Source organism: Gracilibacillus halophilus YIM-C55.5 (genome assembly GCF_000359605.1).
GTDB classification, from domain to species: domain Bacteria; phylum Bacillota; class Bacilli; order Bacillales; family Amphibacillaceae; genus Gracilibacillus; species Gracilibacillus halophilus.
This window is the reverse complement of record NZ_APML01000052.1, coordinates 1-7,292: the sequence shown is the minus strand read 5'-3', so window position 1 is coordinate 7,292 and position 7,292 is coordinate 1. Positions and strand designations below refer to the sequence as shown.

Here is a 7,292-nt window from a genome sequence, read left to right as displayed (position 1 = left end):
CTACCATATTAAGTTTTCCCGGTCATTGGCGATTCAACGAAAAATCTCGCGAAATAGTATCCCGTTTTTCCACTCGTCAAACAGCAGCCTACATTTTCTCTGGTGCGTGGACGCCGATTAAGTCCATGCCGTTTGCTAATGTTATACGCACAGCATCCATTAGTGCAAGTTTTGCTTTTGTCGTATCAACATCCTCCAAGTCAATCACTTTTTCGGCATTATAAAAGCTGTGTAATGCAGAAGCTAAGTCAAACACATATTGCGTCACGCGATGAGGCGTACGATTGATGGCAGCATCTGCGACGACTTGTGTGAATTCACCTAGTTTCTTCAATAACTCTTCCCCTTTTTCCGATTGAATCAATGACGCGTCATAATCGTTGATCGTGATTCCTTTTTCTTCAGCTTGCGTCAACATCGTACAAATGCGCGCGTGAGCATACTGCACATAATAGACAGGGTTATCATTGGACTCAGATTTAGCCAAATCCATGTCAAAATCTAAATGAGAATCCGCTGAACGCATGACGAAGAAATAACGCATTGCGTCTGTGCCGACTTCGTCCATCAGCTCACGCAAAGTAACAGCTTTTCCTGTTCGTTTGCTCATCTTCACTTTCTCACCATTTTCAAACAGATTCACCATTTGAATAATGTCGACCTCTAACGTATCTGCATCATAACCAAGCGCTTGAATTGCTGCTTTCATCCGCGGGATATAGCCATGATGATCGGCACCCCAAATATTAATCAATGTATCAAACCCGCGATCAAGTTTATTTTTATGATACGCAATATCTGGTGATAAGTACGTATAAGAATGATCTTGTTTAATTAAGACACGATCTTTATCGTCACCGAACGCAGTGGTGCGGAACCAAGTCGCACCCTCTTGTTCATAGACATACCCTTTGTCGCGTAGTAATTCAATCGCTGGTTCAATTTTATTCTCTGTATATAATGACGTTTCTGAAAACCAGTGATCGAAGGATACGCGAAAAGCTTCTAAATCTTTTGCTAATTTACTCAATTCATATTTCAATCCGTAGTCGCGGAAAAATTGTTGTCGTTCATCTGCTGGTTGATTGATCCATTTTTGGCCATATTCATCCGCTATGGCTTGGCCAATTTCGATAATATCCTCTCCATGATAACCGTCTTCAGGCATCGCAACGTCTTGACCAAGCGCTTCTAGGTAACGTGCTTCAACGGACGAAGCTAATTGGTTCACCTGGTTACCTGCATCATTAATGTAATACTCACGTGATACGTTGAAACCGGCTTTGTCTAAAATATTGCACAACGCATCACCGACGGACGCTCCTCTAGCGTGTCCTAAATGTAAATCACCTGTTGGATTCGCCGACACAAATTCGACTTGTACTTTCTTACCTTGACCTGTGTTCGATGTCCCGTATTGCTTTCCTTCTTGTAAAATCGTCGGAATTAATTTCGTTAAATATTGGTTATCCATAAAAAAGTTAATAAACCCAGGACCCGCAATCTCAATTTGTCGAATCGATGCTTGTGACTGATCGATTTGTTCGACGATATCTTCAGCAATTTGGCGCGGGGCTTTCTTAGCAACACGGGCCAGTTGCATCGCGATATTCGTGGCATAATCACCGTGGGCTTTTTCTTTTGGTTGCTCTAAAATAATTTCTGGTAATTGTTCAGCTGTTGCTACATTTGCTGCAAGTACGGACCGCTTAATTTCGGCTTTTAGTTGATCTTGCATATCTTGCATCACATTCATGCGATTCCCTCCATTTTTTTCATCCGGTGTCTACTATTTTTCCATCTCTATGATTAACTGGTGCGCGCGCGGTGGTTGTCCATTTAAACTGGTCGTATACTGGATATACAGTTCACCTTTCGTTTCTTCTGTTGGCGGTTGATAACGAATTTGATCGGTGTACGTTTCCATATGTAATGATCCGAACTGATGACGGTACATATTTTCGGTCTTTTGTTGTGTTCTGAATTTCTGGTGCATAGATACTGCACCTGAGCGTTTAACACTAATTGATTCTGGCTGAATGGTGATGAATGAATCAATCGGTTCATTATTTTCATTCGTTTCTTGGAACGTCAAAATCGTTGTCTGCCCATTTTCCATTAAATGGCCCTTTTCTTCAACCACTGTCACATCTCGATCGAATTCATCTTGTATCTCTGTTGTCATCTTCAATTGAATAGGCGTTTTCTTTGCCATGTCATCCTTCCTTTTAACTATCAAGTTGATTTAATGCTTGTAATGGCAACATTGCATAAAAGTAATCATCCCGCTCTTCAATAAAACGTCGATATGACTTTCGTAACAATTGCTTATCTCTTGTTGCTTTCCCTAAATAATATTGCTGAAATGGTGTGAATTTGTCAAACGCTTCTAAGATTTGCACACACATTTCAAAGTCCCCGTTGGCTAATGCAAGGTGGGCTTTTTCTGCTTGATCTTCTGTTGTAATTCCTTTTGTTTTGGCATGATGCGCTGATAAAAAAGGGATTGTATAATTGCGTAATCCGTAGATCGCGCGCTCACTATCAATTTCAGTCGCAATGTCTAACGCAGCTTGTGCATGATGCATCGCCTGCTCATAGCTTTCAAAAAGATAGCCTTGTGCTAATATATTGTGAATATCAACGACTTTGCGCAAATTATACGTTTTCCGCAATAATTGGTAGCCATATTTTCTAGACAAGAGCATTTCATTTCGCTTCCAATGATAAATAAACAGTGTCTCATCTAGGCGTGTTTCTAGTAATTGAGATAGTAACGGATCATTGACAAACTGCAAATGATCTTTCACTCGTTCATTAAATGTACCGATTTTGCCATATTGATGCAAGTCAAAATAACAATAAATATGAAGCAACGCATGTAACACTTGTAATGGATGATCGTTATCAGGATGTCCATCCGACCCAATGCATCTAAGAAACGAATGGGCTTGTCTCGCTTTCGTTCTTTCTTAGGACGCATCCTACGCTCATACAACATTTGATAAAACATCGCCCAGCGCTGATTACGTAAGCGATTGGACTGTTTATTTTTCTCAATCATATCATGTACGTCTTGTAAATAGCCATTGAGATACAAATATTCCATCGCAATGAGTTGATTGTCTTCATTTCGGCAAGCAATACAAGCTTGACGCATATCAGCTACACTGTGTAGGTGATCTCCGAGTTGTTGTGCTAACACATAAAGCGGTAATTCCTCGTCAGCTTGCAAAAATTGCTTCACCAATACATTGTTTGTTCGAATATGCTTCACCATGTTACAACCCCTATTTATCCTGATCGATTATCAGATATTTTACCACAATTCATGACTTGTTTACATATGATGTGAGAATCAACGTGCATTTTTTGCTGGTTCGGTTCAAGTTGCTGTGTGTGATGTTTAAACTGTTTCCCTTTTTCCCATACTGATGAGTAAGTACGGGGAAAGGGGGGATTTCATGATGTCACGAAGGCGGCGACGTAGAAAAAAACATCGACTGATAAAATTTTTTATATTTATCTCATTCATGTTGGCATCTTTTATGGGTGTGATCCTTTTGGCTAGTTATCTATTAGGTCCTCCTGAGCTTGCTCGTGACCAGAACACGATTTACTATAGTGAAGACCAAGAAGTGATTGGCGAGGAGCACGGGCTCGAACAGCGTTACTGGGTATCATTAGACAACATTGATCAAACATTAATTGATGCGACCATTTGGACAGAAGATCAACATTTCTATGACCACTTCGGTTTTGATTTCAAACGTCTACTAGGCGCCATATGGACCGATATAAAAACAATGTCGCTAAAAGAAGGAGCAAGCACGATCACCCAACAATATGCACGGAATTTATACTTAACTCACGAGAAAACATGGAAACGGAAATTGTATGAAGCTTTTTATACGATTCGGCTTGAGATGTTTTATGATAAAGACAAGTTGTTAGAAGGGTACTTGAATACCATCTATTATGGCCATGGCGCTTATGGCATCGAAGCAGCCAGCCGGTATTACTTTGACAAATCTGCCGATGAATTAACGTTGGAAGAAGCTGCATTGTTAGCTGGCATCCCTAAAGGGCCATCGATTTACTCACCCTTTCATAACTATGATCGCGCGAAAGAACGACAGGAACAGATTTTAGCGAATTTACACGAACATGATGTGATTGACAAAGCGACTTATTCGAAAGCCGTCGATGCCCCACTTCCTTTATCAGAAGATCGCAGTTTACTAACACAAACAATCGCGCCTTATTTTCAAGATGTAGTCGTTGAAGAATTACAAGACATTTTAGATGTTGATATTGAAGACATTCGATCGGGTGGTTATCAAGTTTATACCACATTGAATACCGAACAGCAAACTTCTCTCCAACAAGCAACGAAAGAAGTAATAGGAGATAATGACATCCAAATCGGATCGATGGCGATGAATCCAAATAGCGGTGCAGTCACAGCATTAGTCGGTGGGACAAATTATCAGGAAAGTAATTTCAATCGCGTCGTACAAGCAAAACGAATGCCTGGTTCTAGTTTTAAACCTTTTCTTTATTATACCGCATTAGAAAACGGGATGACACCTGCGACGACTTTGATGAGTAAGCCAACCACATTTGCTCTTCGTGATGGGAAAAGCTATCAACCAAGCAATTATAACGGTTATTATGCCGATCGCCCGATCACGATGGCACAAGCGCTAGCCTTATCTGACAACATCTATGCGGTGAAAACCAATTTATTTGTCACACCAGAAAAAGTTGTAGAAACGGCAACCGATAAGTTTGGTATAGATAGTGAATTAGATCCTGTTGCTTCACTTGCCTTAGGAACAGAAGTGGTGACGGTGAAAGAAATGGTGAACGCATACAGCCGGATCGCTAACGGTGGAAAAGCGACGGATGCCTTTACGATTCATAAAGTGACGGATACACACGGAAATGTCTTATATGATCGCGAGGAAGAGGAAGAAGAACAGGATCAATGGTCATGGTTCTCTGAAGATGATTCAGAAGAATTCGTGTTACAGCCACAAACAACGTATATTTTAACCGATTTAATGAAAGGGATATTTCGTGAAGAGTTAAATGGGTATATGCCTGTGACAGGTGCATCCGTTTCAAATCAAATTAGTAGAGATTACGCTGCAAAGTCTGGTACCACAGATGGGGATCAATGGATGATCGGATTTAGTCCTTCCCTTACAGCTGGTGTATGGGTCGGATATGATGATAACCGTGAGATTACGAATGTCGAAGAAAAAGGGTATGCTAAAGAAATTTGGGTCCGTTTTATGGAAAAAGCACATGAAAGTTTACCTGAAGAGAACTATAAGCGACCAGAAGACTTGATAAAAGTAGCGATTGATTTAGAAACAGGAAAACGGGCTGCCGAAGGGTGTAACCATACGTATGACATGTTTTTTGTAGAAGGAACAGAGCCAACTACGTCATGTAAGGATGCTTTGGAAGAAAACGAACTTGGACATCCGGAAGAAATTGAACAGATCACACCTGATGATGATTTGATTGATCGTTGGTGGCAATGGTTAATAACAGGGAATATATTTGTGATGTGAGTCGTTTGTATGTGGATTTCTGGTGTGAGGGTGTGGATTCTGGCGTGACAGTTTGTTTTGAAAAAGGTCGAGCGCATTTGCTCGACCTTTTTCTTGTCCTAGTAACTGAGAGTCACCATGTAACTTCTATTCTATAAAGAAGTAGACATGAGGACAAGTGAATGATGGCTTGTTCACAAAATGTTCATTGTTTTGGTAACGCCTGTTTTAATTCTTCAGCAGAATTTTCCCACATCTCTGCATCAAAATCACGTAAAAAGTCACCTAATAATTGTTTTGATCTTTCATCCATATGATCAACAATGACATGCCCTTTCATCGATTTATCCATATGATTCACGTGTTCTGGCATCGATTTATAAGCACGTTTTATCGATCGATCCACTCGAACTTCACACCCTGTTACGCCATGGTAATAAGCACCGGTGTCTTCACGTTCCACAGTGACCCAAACGATCCAATATAATTTCCCGTTTGGCACTTCTTCTTTATTCGGTAAAAATTTCACGCGACGCTCTACCTCACTCCGCGCATGCATGGCTCCCATATCAACGAAAGCTCGATCCTCATTTGGATCAATAATAACAGGAGAAATATTTTCTAAACTAATGGATCCGACACCGTACCCACCATGACCATCAGTTGAATCGTCCTTCATAATGGTAAATTGATTGGACTTCTTTTTCTTTTCTTCACTCATCGAAAAAGCCCTCCTATTTGGATTAATCTTGATTCATTGTAGCATATGACTAACGGTGATTTCATTCCCTATGTCTTTATGCCAGAGAATAAACTGTATGATTTATCCAATATTCTGTGTTATGATACGTGAAAAGAAGGAGGGCGCAAACCGATGTATGAGAGTTTTAATATCATTACGATTTTGTTTTCGATCATCTTTGGCATTATCATGTTAAGTATCTTCTTTTTTATCATTCGACGAATATTTCGCGTGCATGAAACGAAAACTCAACTTGAACGAATCGAACATAAACTCGATCAAATCATAACCGAAAAAGAGAAGGACGATCTTCATCGTCATAAGAAATAACGGATGCGTATCGCCCTTCCTAGATGTTTAATGTTTGAGTTTGTCTATAAATTGCCACGCTTCGTTTATATCGTCATCGGTGTAATTTGATTTTTTCTTCACTTCTTGCACTTTTGCTTCAATTTCTTCTTTTGGTAAATGATCAAAGTATAACATCGTTGACACTAATTCAAGAAAGCGAGAACTTTCCCCTTTCATTTCTGTCACTAAAGCGTCCACCGCTGGCAATTCAACCGGTGAATGTTCAATAAACTCTTCGCCTTGATCGGTCACATCGTAACGGTATTGATGATAATGACTTTTCTCTTCTCTGATTTCGGAGATAAAACCTAAATTCGTTAATTCCTCGATTCGTAGCGACAGTTCCTCTGAATACGGCCCGTAAAAATAGAAAGTGTACTTTTCCTCAAACGGTAGCCCGCATTTTTTTAATATATAAATGATTTTTTGTAGTTTCTTTCTACCAACAATCCCACCAGATGAAGCAATCACTTTGATGAGTTTTGCGTGATTATCTAACAATGATAACACCCCATTTTTCTATTGATTCGCGCGTTGTAATAAATCAAGAATTCTCTGTTTTTCTGGACGCTCGTCCGATAATTGTTTAATTTGATCGTATGGATAATACAATTTATGATCCGTTCGTTTCTTCC

At 39.9% G+C, this 7,292-nt stretch carries 8 protein-coding genes; 2 read left to right on the top strand and 6 right to left on the bottom strand.

Annotation, left to right across the window (positions count from 1 at the left end):
* Nucleotides 1-88: 88 nt before the first annotated feature.
* Genes argS through J416_RS11005 form a run of 4 tightly spaced genes read right to left on the bottom strand, consistent with a single transcriptional unit; the run spans nt 89 to nt 3,280 of the window.
* Entirely contained in the window at nt 89-1,756 is a 1,668-nt protein-coding gene (gene argS, locus J416_RS11020; protein WP_003471369.1) for an arginine--tRNA ligase, read from the bottom strand.
* A 33-nt stretch (nt 1,757-1,789) separates the two neighbouring features.
* A complete protein-coding gene (locus tag J416_RS11015; protein WP_003471368.1) occupies nt 1,790-2,215 on the bottom strand; it encodes a YwiB family protein in 426 nt (141 codons plus the stop codon).
* A 13-nt stretch (nt 2,216-2,228) separates the two neighbouring features.
* Entirely contained in the window at nt 2,229-2,876 is a 648-nt protein-coding gene (locus J416_RS11010) for an AimR family lysis-lysogeny pheromone receptor (protein WP_040513441.1), read from the bottom strand.
* A complete protein-coding gene (locus tag J416_RS11005; RefSeq protein ID WP_003471362.1) occupies nt 2,807-3,280 on the bottom strand; it encodes a hypothetical protein in 474 nt (157 codons plus the stop codon). Before J416_RS11005 ends, J416_RS11010 begins: the two co-directional genes overlap by 70 nt.
* A 274-nt stretch (nt 3,281-3,554) precedes the next feature.
* On the opposite strand from J416_RS11005, the gene J416_RS11000 reads away from it, so the two are divergent.
* Nucleotides 3,555-5,585, top strand: a complete 2,031-nt coding sequence (locus J416_RS11000; RefSeq protein ID WP_156809578.1) for a transglycosylase domain-containing protein — start codon at nt 3,555-3,557, stop codon at nt 5,583-5,585.
* A 184-nt stretch (nt 5,586-5,769) separates the two neighbouring features.
* On the opposite strand, the gene J416_RS10995 is transcribed toward J416_RS11000, so the two are convergent.
* Complete coding sequence (locus J416_RS10995) at nt 5,770-6,285, bottom strand: YwhD family protein (protein WP_003471359.1); 516 nt, start codon at nt 6,283-6,285, stop codon at nt 5,770-5,772.
* A 153-nt stretch (nt 6,286-6,438) separates the two neighbouring features.
* Here J416_RS10995 and J416_RS10990 point away from each other — a divergent pair, with 153 nt between their 5' ends.
* On the top strand, nt 6,439-6,636 hold the full coding sequence (locus J416_RS10990; protein ID WP_003471356.1) for a hypothetical protein: 198 nt from the start codon (nt 6,439-6,441) through the stop codon (nt 6,634-6,636).
* Between the two features lie 27 nt (nt 6,637-6,663).
* Here J416_RS10990 and J416_RS10985 read toward each other — a convergent pair whose 3' ends face one another.
* Complete coding sequence (locus J416_RS10985; RefSeq protein ID WP_003471353.1) at nt 6,664-7,158, bottom strand: YwgA family protein; 495 nt, start codon at nt 7,156-7,158, stop codon at nt 6,664-6,666.
* Nucleotides 7,159-7,292: the final 134 nt, after the last annotated feature.

Excerpts from the sequence above, each read along its gene's own strand:
- J416_RS10995 (WP_003471359.1), bottom strand. The coding sequence starts at position 6,285 with ATGAGTGAAGAAAAGAAAAAGAAGTCCAATCAATTTACCATTATGAAG.
- J416_RS11005 (WP_003471362.1), bottom strand. The coding sequence starts at position 3,280 with ATGGTGAAGCATATTCGAACAAACAATGTATTGGTGAAGCAATTTTTG.
- J416_RS10990 (WP_003471356.1), top strand. The coding sequence starts at position 6,439 with ATGTATGAGAGTTTTAATATCATTACGATTTTGTTTTCGATCATCTTT.
- argS (WP_003471369.1), bottom strand. The coding sequence starts at position 1,756 with ATGAATGTGATGCAAGATATGCAAGATCAACTAAAAGCCGAAATTAAG.
- J416_RS11015 (WP_003471368.1), bottom strand. The coding sequence starts at position 2,215 with ATGGCAAAGAAAACGCCTATTCAATTGAAGATGACAACAGAGATACAA.